Origin of the sequence: Anoxybacillus sp. CHMUD (assembly GCF_013096965.1) — a bacterium.
In the GTDB taxonomy this organism is placed as follows: domain Bacteria; phylum Bacillota; class Bacilli; order Bacillales; family Anoxybacillaceae; genus Anoxybacillus; species Anoxybacillus kestanbolensis_A.
This window is the reverse complement of sequence record NZ_SDLG01000002.1, coordinates 157,696-177,626: the sequence shown is the minus strand read 5'-3', so window position 1 is coordinate 177,626 and position 19,931 is coordinate 157,696. Positions and strand designations below refer to the sequence as shown.

Sequence of the window (19,931 nt, the reverse complement as noted above, 5' to 3'; positions counted from 1 at the left end):
CATTATCTTTACCATTTCCACTAGAACTATAACATATTGGCAAAAAAATTGCAACTCATTTAAAAGAGTGATAATTGATTGTGATCCGGCAACGACTGCAAACAGCCTCTGCTTTCAAGATATTCTAAAATCGTTTTCGATACTTTGCCGCGTTGTTGCAAATCTTCTTTCGATAAAAACTCGCCTTCCTCACGAGCACGTACGATGCTATGCGCTACGTTCGTCCCAAGTCCCGGAATGGCATTAAACGGCGGAATAAGCGAATTGCCATCAATAATAAACTCGGTTGCTTGTGAGCGGTACAAATCAATATGTTTAAACGAAAAACCCCGTTCACACATTTCTAGCGCGATTTCAAGTACGGTTAGCAAGTTCTTTTCTTTCGCTGACGCATCAAGCCCTTTCGCTTGAATTTCCTCAATGCGTCGACGAATCGCCGCAGATCCTTGAATCATGACATCTAAATCAAAATCTTCTGCACGTACGGTAAAATACGATGCATAGTAAAGAAGCGGGTGGTGCACTTTAAAGTACGCAATGCGTACCGCCATAAGAACGTAGGCTGCCGCATGCGCTTTCGGGAACATATATTTAATTTTTTTGCATGATTCGATATACCATTCTGGTACGTCATGTTTACGCATTTCTTCTTCAAACTCTGGCGTTAATCCTTTTCCTTTACGGACGGATTCCATAATTTTAAATGCTAATGACGGTTCTAAACCGCGGTAAATTAAATACACCATAATGTCGTCACGACATCCAATCACTTCTGATAGCGTACATGTGCCGTTTTGAATAAGCTCTTGCGCGTTGCCAAGCCAAACGTCCGTCCCGTGCGATAAGCCCGAAATTTGCACAAGCTCGGAAAACGTTTTTGGCTTTGTTTCTTCTAACATTTGACGAACGAAGCGCGTACCGAACTCTGGGATACCGAGCGTTCCTGTGTTACACATAATTTGTTTCGGTGTCACCCCGAGCGATTCTGTGCTACTAAAAATTTTCATCACTTCAGGATCATCTGTTGGAATCGTCTTCGGATCAATTCCACTCAAATCTTGTAACATCCGAATGACTGTCGGATCATCGTGCCCGAGAATATCGAGTTTTAATAAATTGTCGTGAATAGAGTGGAAATCAAAGTGCGTCGTCCGCCATTCTGCTTCTGTATCGTCGGCTGGATATTGAATTGGCGTAAAATCATAAATGTCCATGTAATCTGGAACGACAATAATACCTCCTGGATGTTGCCCTGTCGTTCGTTTCACTCCCGTACATCCAGCAGCTAAACGATCGATTTCTGCCGCACGTACATGAAGATTTTTATCGCTTATATACCCTTTGACAAATCCGTACGCCGTTTTGTCAGCAACTGTACCAATCGTTCCAGCACGATATACGTTATCTTCACCGAATAGCACTTTCGTATAGTTATGCGCTCGCGGTTGATACTCGCCTGAGAAGTTCAAGTCAATATCCGGTACTTTATCACCTTTGAATCCTAAAAACGTCTCGAACGGAATATCGTGCCCATCTTTATTGTACCGCGCGCCACATTTTGGACAGTCTTTATCAGGCAAGTCAAATCCCGAGCCGACCGAACCATCATCGAAAAACTCAGAGTGTTTGCAGTTCGGGCAAACGTAATGCGGCGGAAGCGGGTTCACCTCTGTAATTTCAGTCATCGTCGCAACAAACGATGAGCCAACTGAACCACGTGAACCGACAAGATAGCCGTCATCAAGCGATTTTTTTACGAGTTTATGAGAGATTAAATAAATGACTGCAAAGCCGTGACCAATAATGCTTTTCAACTCTTTTTCTAACCGTTTCTCAACGATGTCCGGAAGCGGGTCCCCATAAATGCTCTTCGCTCGTTCGTAACTCATTCGCCGAATTTCTTCGTCTGCTCCTTCAATTTTTGGGGTGTACAACTCATCTTTAATCGGTTTCACTTCTCCAATGAGATCGGCAATTTTTTTTGTATTCGTAACGACAATTTCTTTTGCTTTTTGTTCACCAAGAAACGAAAATGCTTCTAACATTTCGTTTGTTGTACGGAAGTGAACGTTTGGCAGTTCATGACGATTTAACGGATTGCCACCGGATTGTGAATGAATCAAAATTTTGCGATAAATTTTATCTTCTTGGTTCATGTAATGCACGTTTCCTGTCGCAACAACCGGAATGCCGAGCCGTTCGCCAAGCTGTACAATGTTTGTAATAATTTCTTTTACGGCTTCTTCGTCGCGTACATATTCCATTTCAATAAGCGGAGCGTATACTTCTGGCGGATGCACTTCAAGGAAATCATAAAACGGGGCAATCGCCTCTGCTTCTTCGATCCCTTTTTGCATCATCGCTTCAAATAGTTCCCCTTTATCGCATCCTGATCCGACTAAAATACCCTCACGATGTTGTTGCAAGACGGAACGCGGAATACGGGGAACACGATAAAAATAGTTCACATGTGAAAGCGATACGAGTTTAAATAAATTTTTTAACCCCACTTCATTTTGGACAAGCAACGTGGCATGAAACGGCCGAGATCGTTGAAACGCTCCTTGTTCTTTTGATGCTTCGTTTAATTGATCAATGTAGTGAATTCCTTTTTCATCAAGTTCTTTCAACAAATGAATGAGTAAATACCCTGTCGCTTCTGCGTCATAAATGGCGCGATGGTGCTGGGTTAATTCAATATTGAATTTTTTACAAAGCGTATTTAAACGATGGTTTTTTAGCTCTGGATATAAGTAACGAGCAAGTTCAAGTGTGTCAATCACTGGATTAGTTACTTTGCCACGATTGATTTTCTTAAATCCTGCATTTAAAAAGCCAATATCAAACGTTGCATTATGGGCAACGAGCACGCAGTCATCGATCCAATGATAAAATTTTTCTAATACTTCTTCGACATCTGGTGCATCTTTTACCATATCATCTGTAATTTTCGTTAATTCAATGGTCGTTGCCGAGAGCGGATGATGCGGATTTGCAAATGACTCAAAGCGATCAATAATTTCTCCATTTTTGACTTTGACCGCCGCTAATTCAATAATTGTATCGTATACGGCCGACAGTCCTGTCGTTTCCACGTCAAACACGACAAACGTATCGTCCATGAGCCGTCGATGCGCTTCATTGTAAGCGATCGGTACCCCGTCATCAACAATATTGGCCTCTAGTCCATATAAAATTTTCACACCATATTTTTTTCCCGCACTATACGCTTCAGGAAATGACTGAACAACGGCATGGTCCGTCACAGCAATCGCCTCATGTCCCCATTTTTTCGCTTGTTCAACGAGTTTTGTAATCGAAGCGACCGCATCCATTTGACTCATTTGTGTGTGGACGTGCAATTCCACACGTTTTTCCTCGGCTGTATCTTGTCGCTCGTTCGGCTTTATTTCATTTAGGTCGTTCGCAATGAGCACAAGATCGCGCACAAACGTATCGTTTTGCACGCTACCGCGCACTTTAACCCACATACCTTTTTTTACACGTTGCATTAATTCCGCATCTTCTTTATCGCGTGAAAACATTTTCACAAGAATAGAGTTTGTATAGTCCGTCATTTTTAACGTCAATAACGTACGGCCACTTTTTAGTTCTTTTGCCTCGGCATCAAAGACGTATCCTTGTACGACGACACGACGTTCTTCTTCCACAATTTGATCGAGCGAACGAATATGTTCTTCATCTTTAATTTGATAGCCAATTACAAGCGGGCCGCTTGCTTCGGTTATATTTGTCTCTTCTTGTTTCGGCATCGCTTCCATAAATGCGGCTAACGCTCGTTCTTCATCTTCTTTTTGTTTTTGAGCTAAAAATTGTTCAAACTGTTGCGCATCATGTTTCACGCCCGCTTCTAATTGTAAGTGAGGAAAGCCAAACGATACATACGTCTCAGTAAACAATGGCGCAAATCTTTTTTTTAGTGCAATCGCTTCTGCTTCGTTGCGCGCTTGCACAGTGACTTTCGTTCCTTTTACTGCCGGTTGCTGTTGCGCGAGCAAGGAAAGAAGAGGCGAGTTTTGTTGAATCGTGTCAATAAAAATCGGCCAATACATCGCGACATCTTCAGCAGTAAACGTTTGATCCTCTGCTACAACTGTGCATTGCACATGGGCGATATGGCGAAATTGTTCGATTAATCGTTTACGAAACTCGGCATATACATTCGCTCGTAAAATCGTAGGAAATTGAAAATAAAAATGCCAACATTTCGTTTGTTTATTAACAACAACTTTGTTAATCCGTCCGTGTGCTAAGTCGTTTGCTATACTCGAAGAAGTGAGCTGTAGTTGTTGTAGTAAAATAGAAAATCGCTCTTTTTGTTCTTCTCTCATCGTTGTTCGTTAAACCTCCCTTTTTTTGTACGTTGGTTGGGAGTGATAGACGACAGAAAGAGGGGGATCCCCCTCTCTGCCTTTTACAAATATCGGCGCAAAGTCTCCACTAATTGCGACACATGTACTTCTTCTGTTTCACCTGTTTTGCGAACTTTTACTTCGACAATTCCTTCACTTGCACGTTTTCCGACTGTTACACGCACAGGTAAGCCGATTAAATCGCTGTCAGCGAATTTCACACCCGGACGCTCGGCACGATCGTCATACAACACTTCAAATCCTTCTTGTTGCAAACGTACGTACCATTCATCAGCAAGTTCTCGTTGCTCGTCCACTTTCGGATTGACAGAAATGAGGTGGACGTGGAACGGAGCAACAGATGTCGGCCAAATAAGTCCATGCTCATCATTATATTGTTCAGCAATCGCTGCAAGCGTGCGAGAGACACCAATACCATAGCAACCCATAATCATCGGTTGCGTACGTCCATTTTCATCTAAGTATGTTGCATTCATCGCTTCACTGTAACGCGTGCCGAGTTTAAATACATGCCCTACTTCAATTCCGCGCGCAAAGCGAATCGTTCCTTTTCCATCTGGTGATGGATCTCCTTCTTGAATGAAACGAACATCCGCGTATTGCGCAACAAAATCACGATCCGGATTGACCCCTTTATAATGATAGTGTGCTTCATTGGCCCCACATACACCGTTGACAATCGCTTTTACCGCGTGGTCCGCCAAAACGAGCACATCGTTTCGGACACCGATTGGGCCAAGTGAACCGATTTCGCAATTCATCACTTGTTTCGTTTCTTCTGGTGTCGCCAACTCCACCACTGTTGCTTCTAATATATTTTTTACTTTTACGTCATTGACTTCATGATCGCCGCGCACAAGAACGAGCACATAGCGATCATCTACTTTAAATAATAGCGACTTAATGCATTTTTCTTTTGGCACTTGAAGGAATTGACTTACTTCTTCAATTGTACGTTGTTCTGGTGTATGCACTTTTTCAAGCGACGCATGCGGTTCATCGCTCCGCTCATATGTCGTAATGACAGGAGCCATTTCAATGTTCGCAGCATAGTCAGACGAGTCTGAATATGCAATTGTATCTTCACCGACATCGGATAAAACCATAAATTCATGCGTATCTTTTCCGCCCATCGCCCCAGAATCGGCAATGACAGCGCGGAAATTTAATCCGCAACGACGGAACACATTGGCATAAGCTTCGTACATTTTATTGTATACTTCGTCTAAACTTTCGTGTGAAGCGTGAAATGAATATGCATCTTTCATAATAAACTCACGACCACGAAGCAAACCGAAACGTGGACGCTTTTCGTCACGAAACTTTGTTTGAATTTGATAAAGCGTAAGCGGCAAACGTTTATACGATTTCACTTCATCACGCACAAGTGCCGTAATGACTTCTTCATGAGTTGCACCGAGCGCAAAGTCACGCTCGTGGCGATCTTTTAAACGCATTAATTCAGGTCCGTATGAATACCAGCGACCTGACTCTTGCCACAACTCTGCTTGTTGAAGCGCTGGCATTAGTAGCTCTACCGCGCCTGCTCGCTCCATTTCTTCACGAATGATCGCCTCGATTTTTTGTAATACACGCTTACCAAGCGGTAAAAAGCTATATACTCCGCTCGCGTTTTGACGAATAAAACCGGCACGGAGGAGAAGTTGATGACTTTTAATTTCCGCATCTGCCGGTACTTCACGTAATGTAGGAATAAACGACATACTTTGTTTCATCTTTTTTTAGCACCTCTTACTTCATTGATTTATAGGAAAAATTTTTGAATATCGTTCCATGTAACAACAAGCATAAGCAACATGAGAAGAGCAAAACCGATAAAATGTACAATACCCTCTTTTTGGCGATCAATTGGTTTTCCACGTAACGCCTCAATTGCAAAAAACGTTAATCGTCCGCCATCGAGCGCCGGAAGTGGAAGCAAGTTAATAATTCCTAAGTTGATGCTTAAAATCGCTCCCCATTTCATTAAGTAATACACGCCAGATTGGGCGACTTTGTGAGTCGAAACCGCAATACCAACGGGTCCAGATAACATATCAAATGAAAATTTCCCCGTCAATAAATGACCTAGCCCAACGATAATTTCTTTTGTCCAATAGTACGTTTCTAACGCTCCTTGTTTGATCGCACCTGCAATCGATTTTTCCATTGGCCCATACACACCGATTAGCCCAATCGTCTCACCTTCGATCGTTTTCTTTTCAGGTGTAACGATGAGATCAATTATTTGGCCGTTGCGATTTACTTGAAACTGGAGCGGTTTTTCTGGGCTTTTCCGAATCATTGTCACCACATCCGTCCATGAAGACATCGACTGGCTATCAATCGAAATAACGATATCCCCTTGCTTTAATCCGGCTTTAAGCGCAGCCCCATCTTCCGTCAATTCACCAATGATCGGTTTATCGACAGGATAACCTTGTAATAGTCCAATAACAATGAAGATGACAAGCGCTAGCACGAAATTCATAAGCGGACCAGCGAAAATGGCCATCGCTCGCTGCCCGAGCGTTTTTGAACCAAACTGACGATGATACGGTGCAATTTGCACTTCTTCCCGATCAATAACGATGTAAGCTGGATCGCTTAATTCAAAGCGTTGTAAGTGATCATCATCACCTTCATAGCCTTCAATATATAGCTCATGTTCAAAGTCAGCGCGCTCCACTTCAATGATTTTGGCATCTCGATATTCGTCTTTATGATTGACGATTACTTTTTTCACTTTGCCTTCCGAGTCAAACAATAATCCGACAACTTGACCGCGCTTAACATCAATCATTTCAGGGTCTTCGCCAGCCATGCGCACAAAACCGCCGAGTGGAAGTAAACGAATGGTGTACGTCGTTTCCCCTTTTTTCATCGAAAACACTTTTGGACCAAATCCGATCGCAAACTCACGGCATAAAATGCCTGCCCGCTTAGCAAAAATGAAATGTCCTAATTCATGAAAAAATACAAGCGCACCAAAAATAACAATAAAAGAAATAACCGTTTCCAAAGTTTCAACCACCTTTTACATGTATAGTGATTTTACATATTGTCGCGTTTCGCGATCAACTGTACGAATCGTTTCCAAATCCGGATGAGCGATCGGTACGTGCCAATTCATTGCTTGTTCAATGTATTGTTCAATCGCTAAAAACGATATTCGTCCAGTTAAAAAGGCCGACACCGCTTCTTCGTTGGCCGCATTTAATACGGTCGGCATCGTTCCGCCGATTTTTCCTGCTTCATAAGCAAATTGTAAACAACGGAATCGGTCCATGTCCACTTTTTGAAAGTGCAACGTGGCTACTTGTGCTAAGTTTAGCCGTTCAATATGTAGCGGAAAACGGTCAGGGTATGTTAATGCATATTGAATCGGTACGCGCATATCTGGCGTTCCTAGTTGAGCGATGACACTTCCGTCGTGAAATTGCACCATCGAATGAATAATGCTTTCTTTATGTAACAGCACGTCAATTTGTTCATACGGTAAGTGGAACAACCAGTGTGCTTCGATCACTTCGAGTCCTTTGTTCATCATCGTTGCAGAATCAATTGTAATTTTCGCTCCCATCGACCAATTCGGATGTTTTAACGCCTCTTCCACCGTAACATGCTGTAGTTGTTCGCGCGTCCGATCGCGAAAACTCCCACCAGATGCCGTCAAAATAATATATTCGATATTTTTTTGTTGTTCCCCTTGCAAACATTGAAAAATAGCTGAATGTTCACTATCGACAGGCAAAATGGTTACGCCATAATCGGCAGCATGTTTCATAACAAGATGACCTGCGGTAACTAACGTTTCTTTATTCGCTAACGCAATCGTTTTTTTCGCCTCAATCGCCTTTAACGTAGGAACTAACCCAACGCTCCCAACAACTGCGTTGACAACAATATCCGCTTCTTGAACTGTTGCTACTTCAATGAGCCCATCTTCACCGAAAACGATGCGTACTCGTCCCTTATATTCGCTTTGTAACCGTTCAGCATCTTCCTTTTGCGCGACGCATACAACATTTGGTGAAAATTGCTCAATAATACGTCGAGCCTGCTCAATGTTTCGTCCGGCTGAAAAAGCAACGAGACGAAACGCATTAGAATGAGCGCGAATGACATCTAACGTTTGCATGCCGATCGAGCCAGTCGCTCCTAATAAACTAATTGCTCGCAAACTATTCACTCCTTTTTAAGCCACAAGGTAAAACAAATGTAAAATAGGCAAAATAAATAACAAACTATCGAAGCGATCTAAAATGCCGCCATGTCCAGGCAAAATCGCTCCTGAATCTTTTACTCCGTAATGACGTTTAAAAGCGGATTCTACTAAATCTCCAAGCTGGCCGAAAACGGATAAAATGACTGTCGCAATGAGCAACATGAGAAAAGACGGGGAAAACGGCGATAGCCACTCATAAATACTCACAACAACAAGAGCACATACAATGCCACCAATCGCTCCTTCAACGGTTTTATTTGGGCTAATATGCTCCCATAACTTTCGTTTTCCGAATGCACGACCAATAAAGTATGCACCACTATCTGTTGCCCAAATTAAAAAGAGCGCATAAAAAATGTACGATAATCCGGCTTCACGCACTTGAACAAAAGAGTAAAAACCGACACCTACGTATAGTAAAGCGGCAACCATAAACGCTGCATCATCAAACGTAAACGCATTTTTCGATATGACCGTATAAATGAGCAACAAAAAGAGACTGATGATAAGGATCCATATATTTATCATATGTTCATGTGGATATAAAAAGAGCCATAATGAAAGAAAACTAACAACGCTAGGAAATGAAAACACGGACATGCGCTTCATACGAATGAGTTCAAATAAACCAACTGTAGCTAGTACATACGTTAAAACGAAAAATGGCCATCCGCCATATATGACGATTGGTAAAAAGATTGAAGCTGCAATAATTGCTGTTATAATTCTTTGTTTCATATGAAATTACACGCCTCCAAATCGACGGCTTCGTTGTTGAAATTCATGTACCGCCTGTAAAAAATGTTGTTCGGTGAAATCTGGCCACAATATATCCGTAAACCAAAATTCTGTATAAGCTAGTTGCCAAAGCATAAAATTACTTAAACGAATCTCACCGCTTGTGCGAATAAGTAAATCTGGATCTGGTAAATCGTTTGTCATCAAATATGAATGAAATAGTTGTTCATTCACATCGCTTGCTTGAATCGCTCCGTTTTGCACATCGTCAACGAGCTTTTGAACGGCATGCACGATTTCTGCACGACTTCCGTAGTTTAACGCAAAGTTTAAAATTAAGCCGGTATTTTGTTTCGTCTCTTCAATCGCCTTATTAACCGCACGCAGCGTATGTGAAGGTAATTGCTCTTTATGTCCCATGACGCGTACTTGCACGTTTTCCTCAATTAACTCTGGCAAAAATGTGTTCAAAAATTGCTCAGGTAACTGCATTAAATAATCAACTTCTGTTTTCGGTCGTTTCCAATTTTCTGTTGAAAATGCGTATAACGTTAACACTTTCACGCCGAGTTCATTCGCAAAGCGCGTAATTTTCCGAACCGTTTGCATCCCTTCATAATGCCCAGCCATGCGTGGCAATGCACGTTTTTTCGCCCATCGTCCGTTTCCATCCATAATGATTGCCACATGCGCAGGGATCGGACCTTGTAAAATCGTTTCTTTTTCATGCCCTTCTTCTTTGTTTTTCCATCTTTTCATCTTTTCAAACATTAGCGCGTATCCTCCAGCTTTGATCCAACATGATTAGGCTGTGCGCCCTATTTCGTAATTATAGCAAAAAACCCTCTATAAACATAGAGGGACTTATACTTCCATGACTTCTTTCTCTTTTTCTTTCGTAATCGCATCAATTTTTGCGATATGATCATCCGTCAATTTTTGGATATCCTCTGTATAACCACGCAACTCATCTTCTGTAATTTCGCCATTTTTTTCGAGTTTTTTCAACTCGTCGTTTGCATCGCGACGAATGTTGCGCACAGCAACTTTCGCTTCTTCAGCATATTTTTTTACAAGTTTAACAAGCTCGCGACGACGCTCTTCCGTTAGTGGCGGAATAGAGATGCGAATAACTGAACCGTCGTTTGAAGGTGTTAAACCTAAATCGGATGCTAAAATCGCTTTTTCAATTTCTTTCAATACGGATTTGTCATACGGCTGAATGACAAGAAGACGCGCTTCTGGCACTTGAATGCCTGCTAATTGAATGATTGGTGTTGGCATGCCGTAGTAATCTACTGTAATCTTTTCTAACAACGCAGGATTGGCACGACCTGCACGAATGGTTGCGAGCTCACGCGAAAAGGCTTGAACAGCTTTATCCATTTTTTCTTTTGCGTTCGTTAATACTTGCATCTTATTTCCCCCTTACAATTGTTCCAATATTTTCGCCTAATACAGCACGTTTAATATTTCCTTCTTCCATAATCGAGAAAACGATAAGCGGAATATCGTTATCCATACATAACGATGAGGCGGTCGAATCCATGACGCCCAATCCTTGTTTAATGACGTCTAAATAAGATAGCTCGTCATATTTGACTGCATTTTTATCTACTTTCGGATCGGCACTATATACGCCATCTACGTTGTTTTTCGCCATTAAAATGACGTCTGCTTCGATTTCGGCAGCACGAAGCGCAGCTGTCGTATCTGTTGAAAAGTACGGATTTCCTGTTCCTGCCGCAAAAATGACGACGCGTTTTTTCTCTAAGTGACGAATCGCCCGTCGACGAATGTACGGTTCTGCCACTTGGCGCATTTCAATCGACGTTTGTACGCGCGTTTGTACCCCAAGTTGCTCGAGGCTGTCTTGCAAAGCGAGCGAATTCATCACTGTTGCTAACATACCCATATAATCAGCTGTGGCGCGATCCATGCCCATTTCACTGCCGATTTTTCCACGCCAAATGTTCCCGCCACCAACAACGACCGCTACTTCAACTCCAAGTTCCGCTACTTCTTTTACTTGTTGAGCAATCGATTTAATGACAGACGGATTAATGCCAAATCCTTGGTCACCAGCTAACGCTTCACCGCTTAATTTTAAAACGACACGTTTATACTTTGGACTTTTCATTGTAAACCTCCATACCGTTCTTTAAAAATAGGGAACACGTATGTGTTCCCTATTTGTCTTCATTACTTACGAACTTGGCTCATAACTTCTTCAGCGAAGTTATCTTGACGTTTTTCAATGCCTTCGCCTACTTCGTAACGGATGAAGCTTTTTACAGTTGCACCATTAGATTCTACAAATTGACGCACTTTCACATCAGGATTTTTTACGAAGCTTTGCTCAAGTAAGCAAATGTCTTCGAAAAATTTACCTAAACGGCCTTCAACCATTTTTTCAACGATGTTTTCTGGTTTTCCTTCATTTAATGCTTGTTGTTTTAATACTTCGCGCTCACGAGCGATTTCGTCTGCAGATACTTCATCGCGAGAAACGTATTTTGGATTAATAGCAGCAATGTGCATCGCTACATCTTTTGCAATGTCGCTATTTGTTGTGCCTTCTAGTACTGTTAATACAGCAATGCGACCACCCATGTGCAAATAGGCACCGAACGCTGCGTTGTCGCCTTTTTCTACAACAGCAAAGCGACGCAACGTAATTTTTTCACCGATTTTAGCAATCGCCGCGTTGATGTGCTCTTCTACTGTTGCACCGTTGTCCATTTTTTGTTGTAACGCTTCTTCTACTGTTGCAGGTTTATGTTTTAATAAATGATCCGCCAATTCTTTTACTAATGTTTTAAATCCTTCGTTTTTCGCAACGAAGTCTGTTTCAGAGTTTACTTCTAAAATGACAGCTGCATTCCCATCAACTTCGATTAATGTTGTTCCTTCAGCTGCAATGCGATCTGCCTTTTTCGCTGCCTTCGCCATTCCTTTTTCACGAAGCCAGTCGATCGCTTTTTCCATATCGCCGTTTGTTTCTGTTAACGCTTTTTTGCAGTCCATCATTCCTGCGCCAGTTTTTTCGCGCAATTCTTTTACCATTTGAGCAGTAATTGCCATGTTAAACATCCTCCTTTTTATGTGCCTCGTATGTATACAAACCGAAACGGTTCGCAGGCTTAGTATGCCCAACCTTCTTAAAAAAAGGTGATAAAAGGCTCCCCCCTCTTATCACCTTTCGCATGCTTACTCAGCTGTGACAACAGCTTCTTCGCCTTGCTTTGCTTCTAAAATCGCATCAGCAATTTTAGAAGTAAGAAGTTTCACAGCACGAATCGCATCGTCGTTTGCAGGAATGACGTAGTCGATTTCGTCTGGATCACAGTTTGTATCCACGATTCCGATGATCGGAATGTTTAATTTACGAGCTTCCGCAACGGCAATGCGCTCTTTGCGTGGATCGATGACAAACAATGCATCTGGCAATTCTTTCATTTCTTTAATACCGCCTAAAAACTTCTCAAGACGCTCTAACTCTTTCTTTAGTTTTACCACTTCTTTTTTAGGCAATACATCGAATGTGCCATCTTCAGCCATTCTTTCGATTTCTTTTAAGCGTTTAATACGCTTTTGAATTGTTGCAAAGTTTGTTAACGTTCCACCTAACCAACGTTGGTTCACGTAAAACATGCCAGAACGTTCTGCTTCTTCTTTCACAGAATCTTGCGCTTGTTTTTTCGTACCAACGAATAAAATTTTGCCGCCGTTTGCCGCAAGTTCTTTGACGAAGTTATACGCTTCTTCTACTTTTTTCACTGTTTTTTGCAAGTCAATGATATAAATACCATTGCGCTCAGTGAAAATATACTTTTTCATTTTTGGGTTCCAACGACGTGTTTGATGCCCGAAGTGAACCCCTGCTTCAAGCAATTGCTTCATTGAAATAACAGACATTTTCCATCCTCCTACACGGTTTTTTTCCTCCGCTCATGTCATTTTTAAGCAAGACTGCGATGCAGCACCGTTGCTTAAATCGATGAGCGTGTGTATTCACACCAAGTAGAACTATATCATAATTAAAAAACACATTCAACTACTTTTGGTGAAATTTAAGCAAAAGCTCCATTTCTGTCTTGCCGCGTTTCAGTATTTTTGCGATTTCATCGATCGTTTTTCCTTGTTGTTGCAGTTTTAATGCTTCCGAAACGAGCGAGTCGAGCGATTGCTCTCCCTTTGGTGTAGTTGTTGATAACTCGATGCGGTCAACAACGTCGTCAATCGGAAGCGACGGTTGTTCTTCTCGAAGCGAAGGCGGAGTTTCTCTTTTCTTTTGACGAACAGCCGATGATGTGATTTGTTTAACAAAGCGCTCATTTTCCTCTTTAAATTGCATTAAATACGTTGTCATCATCGTTTCCATCTCACGAATAAGCTCCGCTTGCTCTCTTTCCGTCTCTTTAATTTTTACCCATTTTAAAGACAAAAGAATAATAAGAAAGAGCGAAATACCGTGCAAAACGAAGCTAGCAAACCATAAAAACGTCGTCATATCATCCCTCTTATCCGATAAAATCAATATGCGTTCCTTTGTAAGGATGTTTGCTTTTTTCTTTTTGCTCAGATTGTTTTTTCCATTTAGCACGCTCGCTTTGTTCAGCTTTCGTCACTTGTTGCCGAATGCGCTCGTCTTGTTTTTTCATTTCTGCTGCAAGCTGTTGTTGAGCAAGCTGTCCGTACTGTTGCATATGTTCTTGCCACTTCCCGAGCTCATGCGCTTTCGGTAACGCTATTTGTAACTCGATTAACTTTAAACTCATCGGTTTCACTTCCTTCATAAAGATTGATGAAGGACTGTCATACTGCTTGCTCAATCAGTTTGCGCATTTTAAACAACGCTTTTGCATGAATTTGGGAAATTCGTGACGTCGACAGTCCCATAATATGCCCGATTTCTGTGAACGTCAGTTCCTCTTTGTAAAACAAACTAATCACTAACTGTTCTTTTTCATTCAATTGTTGGATGACTTGGGCCAATTGGGCAATTTGTTCTTCCCGTAACATATGTTCTTCGGGTGACGGTGAGTGATCGTCGCGTATCGTAAACGACGGTTGATCATCATCATCGTCAAACGGCCGTTCATCAAGCGATAAAACATTCGCGAAAAACTGTTCATTCATGACCGCATACACTTCATCTTCTGATATATTTAACGCATCCGCCACTTCTTTGGCGCTCACGTCACGCATATGCATTTGTTGCAACCGCTCGATCGTCGCTTCGATTTTTTTTGCTTTTTCTCGTACGCTGCGCGGAAGCCAATCTTCTTTGCGCAATCCATCTAAAATGGCACCACGAATACGAAATGAAGCATACGTGTCAAACTTCAAATCACGTGAAGGATCAAATTTTTCTAACGCATCGTACAAGCCGAGTAACGCTAAGCTTTTCAAGTCTTCTTTTTTTACGCTTTTTGGAAGGGATGAAGCGATGCGTTGGACGTGGTAATCGACAAGTGGCATGTACTTCTCAATAAGTTGATCACCCGCTTCACGATCGCGAGTATCTATCCACTTTTGCCAGCACAATATGTCATCCCCCCTAAGCTACGCTTTTGCATTTATTTTTCTTCGTGATTTAACAGTTGACGAATATACTCGGCTACTTTTTGTTGTTCTTCTTCGCTTAAGCTTTCCATCATCTGTTCAACTTCTATGTCGTTCGTTTGTGTAAACGAAGCATTCGGTGTTGATTCATCTCGTTGGATAAATGCGACCATCCAACGAATCATAAATGCAAAAACAAAGAACACGATAAATGTGATGAAAGCTCGAATGGTAGAAGTCCATATACTATTTTGTAGCAATGAAGAGAAAAAGGCGATCATACAGCCGAATAAAGCAAAGCTAACGTTAAATTTCCATGTACCAGCCATTACATTTCCCGTACCCCTTGATTTACTGTTCGAATGAGCAACATGCCTGTTTTTGGATGAAATTCAATCGTTCGTCCGCTATTTCCCCCGACATCTTCGGCGACAATCGGAATGCGAAAGCGCTGAAGCTGCTCACGAACAGCTTCAACGTTGCGTGGCCCGATACGCATCATATCCGTCGTCCCTGTACGAAATTGGAACATTTGTGCACCACCAGCCATTTTTGCTTTCAAATGACCGTTTCTTCCTCCTGCCCCAATCACGCGCCGAACCAATTCTTCTACTGCGGTATCGGCATATTTCGCTACATTCATTGTTTCGGATTTTGCTAACGATGAATCTGGCAACATCACGTGCGCCATGCCAGCCACTTCTTTCACTAAATCATATACAACAACACCGACGCACGAGCCGAGTCCGCATGTGCGAATGACATGCGGTGCCTTTACAACGTTCATATCAGCAATGCCGACTTTTACAACTTGAACAACTTCATTCATCACGGTCCACACCTAAAGCGCGAAAGATGATATGAAATGATTCAGGGTCGGGAAGCAAGAAAAAGTGGCCATTTACTCGATCATTCGGCTGATGCTCCTCATGAATTGCCGTATCAACGACGATGACATGGTCACCGACACGTGACATTTCTATTAATCCATAGCTTAAAATTGCGCCGATCATATCGATGCTGAGTGCCGGAACAGATGGATATAAATTTAAACGCGTAAAGTCTGATAAAGATGATAAATACGAGCCTGCTAAAATGTTACCCAGCTCTTGCAATGCGGACAACGATAATTCCGAACAATCTTGTTCTAATTTAAATTGTTCGTCACCAATCATTTGTTGAATAAATCGTTCCGCTTGCTCGATCGATAATACAAAAAACATATTGCCAGGCGCATCCCCTTCAATGCGCAAAAAAACAGCAGCAACGACATTGTCAGCTCCTCCGACAATGTCCATCATTTCATCAAATGAAATGATGCGCACATCCGGAATCGTCATTTCAATTCTTTTATTTAACAGCTTTGATAACGCTGTTGCTGCGTGACCCGCACCAATATTTCCAATCTCTTTTAGTATGTCCATATGGACGGCATCCATCCGTTCAAAATATGACATGGACGATTTATCCTTTCTCTGTTTTTAGTACTTTTTCTAAGTTTAATAAAATGAAAAGTCTTTTTTCAATTTTTACAACACCGTTAATATAATCTGCGGTTGTTGCATCAACCACTTCTGGTGGCGGTTCGATCGCTTCTGTCGAAATATCAACGACGTCGTTCGCAGCATCAACAATTAAGCCGACTTCAATGTCATCAAGCGCCACAATAATGACGCGCGTATGATCGGAAAATTGCGCTTCTTCTAACCCGAAACGCATGCGTAAATCAATAATTGGTGTAACGACCCCACGTAAATTGATGACACCTTTCACATATTTCGGCACGCGAGGAACGCGTGTAATATGTTGAATTTTTTCGATGGAGCGCACTTGTTGCACTGGAATCGCATATTCTTCGTCTTTTAATTGAAACACAATTACTTTCAGCTCAGCCACATCAAATTCCCCCTCTCGCTTGTCCCTACTTAATTAGCGCGTTGCAATCAACAATGAGCGCCACTTGTCCATCTCCTAAAATGGTCGCGCCAGAAATGGCAAACACAGATGTTAAGTAGTTGCCAAGCGATTTTAACACCACTTCTTGTTGACCGATAAACGAGTCAACGACAAGTCCAGCCATTTTTTCACCTTTCCGCACAATAACAACGGACAAGAAATCATCGTCTTCCTTCACAACAGGTACTTCAAAAATATCTTTCAAAAATAAAAGCGGAACAACTTTTCCACGGAAATCAATGACTTTTTGGTTATGGGCATGTAAAATGTCTTCTTTTTTCACGATGGCCGTCTCGATGATCGATGACAACGGAATCGCATATTTTTCATGTTGAATTTCAACGAGCATAACAGAAATAATGGATAGTGTAAGCGGTAGTTGAATCGAAAAGATCGAGCCGACTCCTTCCTCTGAATCAATCGACACGGATCCACCTAGCGACTCAATTGTACTTTTTACAACGTCTAATCCGACACCACGGCCTGAAATATCGGATACTTTATCCGCTGTAGAAAAACCTGAAGCAAAAATAAGCTCATATACTTGTTTATCCGTTAAGTTCGCCGCATTTTGTTCAGAAATAATGCCTTTACTAATGGCTTTTTTCAGCACTTTTTCGCGACTAATGCCTGCACCGTCGTCTTCAATTTCAATAAATACATGATTGCCACTATGATATGCTTTTAATTTGACTGTTCCCTCTTCCGGTTTTCCTTTTGCGCGACGTACATCTGGCGTTTCTATGCCGTGATCGATGGCGTTGCGCAATAAATGAACGAGCGGATCGCCAATTTCATCAATGACTGTTCGATCGAGTTCTGTTTCAGCACCGATAATTTCAAGATTAATTTTCTTTCCTAAATCGCGAGCTAATTGACGAACCATGCGCGGAAAGCGGTTAAATACCGTTTCAACGGGCACCATGCGCATATTTAAAATAATGTTTTGTAAATCTCCTGAAATGCGCGACATCCGTTCAACCGTTTCGTGTAATTCTGGATTGTTTAGTTCACGTGAAATTTGTTCTAAACGGCCACGGTCAATGACAAGTTCCTCAAACAAGTTCATGAGTACGTCGAGTCGCTCGATGTTGACGCGAATCGTTTTGCTGCTCACTTGTTTGCCAGTCGTTTTTTCTTCTTGATTTTCTTGTTTTTTGTCAACAACTTGTTCTACTTTTTGTTCTACTTTTTGTTCAAGCGATTCATCCTGTGCAACAGATCGACGTAGATCAACGGACCGAACGTTCACTTCTTCTACTTCAGACACTTTCATAATGCGCTTTTGTAATTCATCTTGTGACACTTTTGTCACGACGGTCACGACAAATTGATCGTCGAACTGTTCGGCCTCTAACATTTCAACGGTCGGAACAGATTTAATCACTTCTCCAATTTGTTCAATCACTTCAAAAATCATAAATACACGAGCAGCTTTTAATAGACAGTCAGAACGTAGTTTGATCGTGACTTCATAGCTGTGGAATCCTTGTTCAGCGGACTGCTTTAAAATCGTGTATTCAAACTCGTCGTATGTTTGTTCATATGTTGAACTGCTTTTTTGAGGAACTACAACAACATCCCCTTTTTCAATTTGCTTTAGCTGCGCAACAACTTCGGTGACGTCACGCTTTCCATCTCCACCTTCTGAAATAGAGACAACCATCGCCTCTAAATCATCGACAGCGCGAAAAATGACATCAAGTAGCTCAGGTGTGACCGAAATTTTCCCATTGCGAATGGCATCGAGTACATTTTCCATTTGATGCGTTAAATTTGCTAAGTCCTCAAATCCCATCGTTGCTGACATTCCTTTTAACGTATGGGCAGAGCGGAAAATTTCATTGACGATCGCCACATCGTCTGGATTTTTTTCAAGTTCTAGCAGTTGCTCGTTAATCGTTTGTAAATGCTCTTTACTTTCATCAATAAACACTTCGAGGTATTGACTCATGTCCATTGTTCCTATCCCCCTCAAACTTGTACGTGTCTCATTACCGCTTCAGCAATATCGTCAACGTGAACGATTTCATCAACAACGTTTGCAGCAATGGCTGACTTAGGCATACCAAACACAACGGAAGATTCAGCAGATTCTGCAACGACAAACGTGTTGCCAGATGCCTTTAACTGTTTTAATCCTGCTGTACCGTCTGATCCCATGCCTGTCATAATGACAGCTACTTTTTCGTAATCTGTTAAAGCGCTTAACGATTCAAACATCACGTCAACAGAAGGTCGATGCCCATTGCGCGGCGCTGCTTCATCTAAATGAATGGCTAACGATGTGCCTACGCGTTTCACATATAAATGATTCCCACCTGGGGCGATATATGCTGTCCCTTTTTGAATCACTTCTCCATCTTCTGCTTCTTTGACACGAATGTTGCACAACGAATCAAGTCTTGTCGCTAACGATTTTGTAAACCCTTTCGGCATATGTTGGACGATTAAAATCGGCGCGTCAATGGTCGCTGGAAATTTCGTTAATACGTGTTGAAGCGCGCGTGGTCCTCCTGTTGATGTGCCGATGGCGATAATTTTTTTCTTTCCGATTGCGTTGTTCCGTTCGCTTACTCCTATTTTACTATATTGCTTTTGTGGCAACATAGACATTTTTTGCTTTATTTTCACTGTTCGCAAATTCGCTTCGCTTGCTAAGAACACTTTTTCGATCATCTTATCTTTAATTTTATATAAATCTAGTGAGATGGCTCCTGAAGGCTTCGCAATAAAGTCAACCGCCCCGTATTGCAACGCTAAAATTGTATTTTCCGCTCCTTCTGTCGTCGTACTTGAAATCATGACGACAGGAAGTGGCTTTTTTTGCATAATATGCTTTAACGTCTCAAGCCCGTTCATGACAGGCATCTCAACATCTAACGTCACGACATCCGGATTGAGTTGCTCAATTTTTTGCAACGCTTCTTGTCCGTCACGCGCTGTACCTACGACGTGCAAACGCGGATGTTCTGACAAAAAATCGCTAATTAATTTTCGCATAAAAGCAGAGTCATCAACGACGAGCACTTTCACCTTATTCACAG

19 protein-coding genes are annotated in these 19,931 nt (G+C 41.8%); all 19 read right to left on the bottom strand.

What is annotated here, in order from left to right:
* Positions 1–59: 59 nt before the first annotated feature.
* The 19 genes from ETB99_RS02205 to ETB99_RS02115 all read right to left on the bottom strand — a co-directional run bounded on the left by ETB99_RS02205 (position 60) and on the right by ETB99_RS02115 (position 19,929).
* Complete coding sequence (locus ETB99_RS02205; RefSeq protein WP_171699797.1) at positions 60–4,352, bottom strand: PolC-type DNA polymerase III; 4,293 nt, start codon at positions 4,350–4,352, stop codon at positions 60–62.
* 83 nt (positions 4,353–4,435) lie between these two features.
* Positions 4,436–6,130 carry a proline--tRNA ligase gene (locus ETB99_RS02200; RefSeq protein ID WP_077429652.1) on the bottom strand — a complete coding sequence of 565 codons (1,695 nt, stop codon included), beginning with the start codon at positions 6,128–6,130 and terminating at the stop codon, positions 4,436–4,438.
* Positions 6,131–6,159: 29 nt separating this feature from the next.
* Entirely contained in the window at positions 6,160–7,416 is a 1,257-nt protein-coding gene (gene rseP, locus ETB99_RS02195) for an RIP metalloprotease RseP (RefSeq protein ID WP_077429651.1), read from the bottom strand.
* A gap of 15 nt (positions 7,417–7,431) precedes the next feature.
* Positions 7,432–8,586, bottom strand: a complete 1,155-nt coding sequence (dxr, locus tag ETB99_RS02190) for a 1-deoxy-D-xylulose-5-phosphate reductoisomerase (RefSeq protein WP_077429650.1) — start codon at positions 8,584–8,586, stop codon at positions 7,432–7,434.
* A gap of 6 nt (positions 8,587–8,592) precedes the next feature.
* Positions 8,593–9,360 (bottom strand): phosphatidate cytidylyltransferase, encoded by a 768-nt coding sequence (locus ETB99_RS02185; RefSeq protein ID WP_077429649.1) that lies wholly within the window; start codon positions 9,358–9,360, stop codon positions 8,593–8,595.
* Between the two features lie 6 nt (positions 9,361–9,366).
* The gene (locus ETB99_RS02180) at positions 9,367–10,131 is read right to left on the bottom strand and encodes an undecaprenyl pyrophosphate synthase (RefSeq protein ID WP_077429648.1); all 765 of its coding nucleotides are present in this window, start codon (positions 10,129–10,131) and stop codon (positions 9,367–9,369) included.
* Positions 10,132–10,224: 93 nt separating this feature from the next.
* On the bottom strand, positions 10,225–10,776 hold the full coding sequence (frr, locus tag ETB99_RS02175; RefSeq protein ID WP_006322344.1) for a ribosome recycling factor: 552 nt from the start codon (positions 10,774–10,776) through the stop codon (positions 10,225–10,227).
* Position 10,777: 1 nt separating this feature from the next.
* Positions 10,778–11,500, bottom strand: a complete 723-nt coding sequence (pyrH, locus tag ETB99_RS02170; protein ID WP_004891026.1) for a UMP kinase — start codon at positions 11,498–11,500, stop codon at positions 10,778–10,780.
* Positions 11,501–11,562: 62 nt separating this feature from the next.
* Positions 11,563–12,444: a translation elongation factor Ts gene (tsf, locus tag ETB99_RS02165; protein WP_004891028.1), complete on the bottom strand. Its 882-nt coding sequence runs from the start codon at positions 12,442–12,444 to the stop codon at positions 11,563–11,565.
* A gap of 126 nt (positions 12,445–12,570) precedes the next feature.
* Positions 12,571–13,278 (bottom strand): 30S ribosomal protein S2, encoded by a 708-nt coding sequence (gene rpsB / locus ETB99_RS02160; protein ID WP_004891029.1) that lies wholly within the window; start codon positions 13,276–13,278, stop codon positions 12,571–12,573.
* Between the two features lie 139 nt (positions 13,279–13,417).
* A complete protein-coding gene (locus ETB99_RS02155) occupies positions 13,418–13,873 on the bottom strand; it encodes a hypothetical protein (protein WP_171699796.1) in 456 nt (151 codons plus the stop codon).
* Between the two features lie 10 nt (positions 13,874–13,883).
* The gene (locus ETB99_RS02150) at positions 13,884–14,141 is read right to left on the bottom strand and encodes a hypothetical protein (RefSeq protein ID WP_129000145.1); all 258 of its coding nucleotides are present in this window, start codon (positions 14,139–14,141) and stop codon (positions 13,884–13,886) included.
* A gap of 37 nt (positions 14,142–14,178) precedes the next feature.
* Positions 14,179–14,910 carry a FliA/WhiG family RNA polymerase sigma factor gene (locus ETB99_RS02145; RefSeq protein WP_012575284.1) on the bottom strand — a complete coding sequence of 244 codons (732 nt, stop codon included), beginning with the start codon at positions 14,908–14,910 and terminating at the stop codon, positions 14,179–14,181.
* Between the two features lie 32 nt (positions 14,911–14,942).
* Complete coding sequence (locus ETB99_RS02140; protein WP_077429646.1) at positions 14,943–15,257, bottom strand: hypothetical protein; 315 nt, start codon at positions 15,255–15,257, stop codon at positions 14,943–14,945.
* Positions 15,257–15,757, bottom strand: coding sequence for a chemotaxis protein CheD (locus ETB99_RS02135; RefSeq protein ID WP_077429645.1), 501 nt, complete (start codon positions 15,755–15,757; stop codon positions 15,257–15,259). The genes ETB99_RS02140 and ETB99_RS02135 overlap by 1 nt, the downstream gene beginning before the upstream one ends.
* Complete coding sequence (locus tag ETB99_RS02130; protein WP_171699795.1) at positions 15,750–16,385, bottom strand: chemotaxis protein CheC; 636 nt, start codon at positions 16,383–16,385, stop codon at positions 15,750–15,752. The genes ETB99_RS02135 and ETB99_RS02130 overlap by 8 nt, the downstream gene beginning before the upstream one ends.
* 7 nt (positions 16,386–16,392) lie before the next feature.
* Entirely contained in the window at positions 16,393–16,824 is a 432-nt protein-coding gene (locus tag ETB99_RS02125) for a chemotaxis protein CheW (protein ID WP_077429643.1), read from the bottom strand.
* A 25-nt stretch (positions 16,825–16,849) separates the two neighbouring features.
* Positions 16,850–18,844: a chemotaxis protein CheA gene (locus ETB99_RS02120; RefSeq protein ID WP_171699794.1), complete on the bottom strand. Its 1,995-nt coding sequence runs from the start codon at positions 18,842–18,844 to the stop codon at positions 16,850–16,852.
* A gap of 14 nt (positions 18,845–18,858) precedes the next feature.
* Entirely contained in the window at positions 18,859–19,929 is a 1,071-nt protein-coding gene (locus ETB99_RS02115) for a protein-glutamate methylesterase/protein-glutamine glutaminase (RefSeq protein WP_171699793.1), read from the bottom strand.
* Positions 19,930–19,931 lie beyond the last annotated feature (2 nt).

Excerpts from the sequence above, each read along its gene's own strand:
- rpsB (WP_004891029.1), bottom strand. The coding sequence starts at position 13,278 with ATGTCTGTTATTTCAATGAAGCAATTGCTTGAAGCAGGGGTTCACTTC.
- ETB99_RS02135 (WP_077429645.1), bottom strand. The coding sequence starts at position 15,757 with ATGAATGAAGTTGTTCAAGTTGTAAAAGTCGGCATTGCTGATATGAAC.
- ETB99_RS02130 (WP_171699795.1), bottom strand. The coding sequence starts at position 16,385 with ATGTCATATTTTGAACGGATGGATGCCGTCCATATGGACATACTAAAA.
- ETB99_RS02155 (WP_171699796.1), bottom strand. The coding sequence starts at position 13,873 with ATGACGACGTTTTTATGGTTTGCTAGCTTCGTTTTGCACGGTATTTCG.
- ETB99_RS02150 (WP_129000145.1), bottom strand. The coding sequence starts at position 14,141 with ATGAGTTTAAAGTTAATCGAGTTACAAATAGCGTTACCGAAAGCGCAT.
- ETB99_RS02205 (WP_171699797.1), bottom strand. The coding sequence starts at position 4,352 with ATGAGAGAAGAACAAAAAGAGCGATTTTCTATTTTACTACAACAACTA.
- pyrH (WP_004891026.1), bottom strand. The coding sequence starts at position 11,500 with ATGAAAAGTCCAAAGTATAAACGTGTCGTTTTAAAATTAAGCGGTGAA.
- ETB99_RS02140 (WP_077429646.1), bottom strand. The coding sequence starts at position 15,257 with ATGGCTGGTACATGGAAATTTAACGTTAGCTTTGCTTTATTCGGCTGT.
- tsf (WP_004891028.1), bottom strand. The coding sequence starts at position 12,444 with ATGGCAATTACTGCTCAAATGGTAAAAGAATTGCGCGAAAAAACTGGC.
- frr (WP_006322344.1), bottom strand. The coding sequence starts at position 10,776 with ATGCAAGTATTAACGAACGCAAAAGAAAAAATGGATAAAGCTGTTCAA.
- ETB99_RS02180 (WP_077429648.1), bottom strand. The coding sequence starts at position 10,131 with ATGTTTGAAAAGATGAAAAGATGGAAAAACAAAGAAGAAGGGCATGAA.
- ETB99_RS02200 (WP_077429652.1), bottom strand. The coding sequence starts at position 6,130 with ATGAAACAAAGTATGTCGTTTATTCCTACATTACGTGAAGTACCGGCA.
- ETB99_RS02185 (WP_077429649.1), bottom strand. The coding sequence starts at position 9,360 with ATGAAACAAAGAATTATAACAGCAATTATTGCAGCTTCAATCTTTTTA.
- ETB99_RS02120 (WP_171699794.1), bottom strand. The coding sequence starts at position 18,844 with ATGGACATGAGTCAATACCTCGAAGTGTTTATTGATGAAAGTAAAGAG.